The sequence below is a fragment of the Caballeronia arvi genome, assembly GCF_001544695.2.
Classification (GTDB): Bacteria; Pseudomonadota; Gammaproteobacteria; order Burkholderiales; family Burkholderiaceae; genus Caballeronia; species Caballeronia arvi.
Window position 1 is genome coordinate 1 of record NZ_FCOM02000322.1, and the last position, 661, is coordinate 661.

Here is a 661-nt window from a genome sequence, read left to right on the forward strand (position 1 = left end):
CCGAGCGTTGGAACAGATGATGCTTCGACGTGGCTATGTTCCGGCGGAGCCGGATGATGAAAAAACTGCTCGAGATTTGTTTGGGCGTCGTGACAGGCGTTGGCGGCTTCTTAGAGATGGGATCGCTGTCGACAGCAGCACAAGGCGGCGCCGCATTTCGTTTCGAGCTTGTCTGGGCAATCGTCCTCGGCACGGTGTGCCTCATTTTTCTCGTCGAAATGGCGGGTCGCTTCTCGGCCGTGAGCCAGCATACGATCGCCGGGGGCATTCGCGATCGATTCGGCATGAAGTTCTTTTTGATGCCACTCGTCGCTGTCCTCATTGTCAATACGCTGGTACTTTCAGCAGAAATTGGCGGCGTCAGCGTGGCGCTTGAAATGGCCACCGGCATCAGGCACCCCTGGTGGGCGTTTCCCGTCGCCGTGCTTGCGTGGTTCGTCTTGTGGCGAAGTACGTTCGGGTTTATCGAAAAGGCCACATCGCTGCTCGGTCTCGTCACCGTAAGCTTCGTCGTTGCGGCGGTCGTGCTCCGACCTGACTGGCATCAGGTGGCATCGGGCCTCCTGCCCAGCGTGCCGCATCACGATGCGGCGAATTACTGGTTCACTGCGGTCAGTATCCTCGGCGCGTCGATCACGCCGTCGCTGTACCTGTTCTATTC

General features: G+C 58.9%; 1 protein-coding gene. It reads left to right on the plus strand.

What is annotated here, in order from left to right; genetic code table 11:
- Window positions 1-56 precede the first annotated feature (56 nt).
- Window positions 57-661, plus strand: a 605-nt coding sequence (locus AWB74_RS45140) for a divalent metal cation transporter (protein WP_143749577.1), incomplete at its 3' end; no start/stop codon positions are given.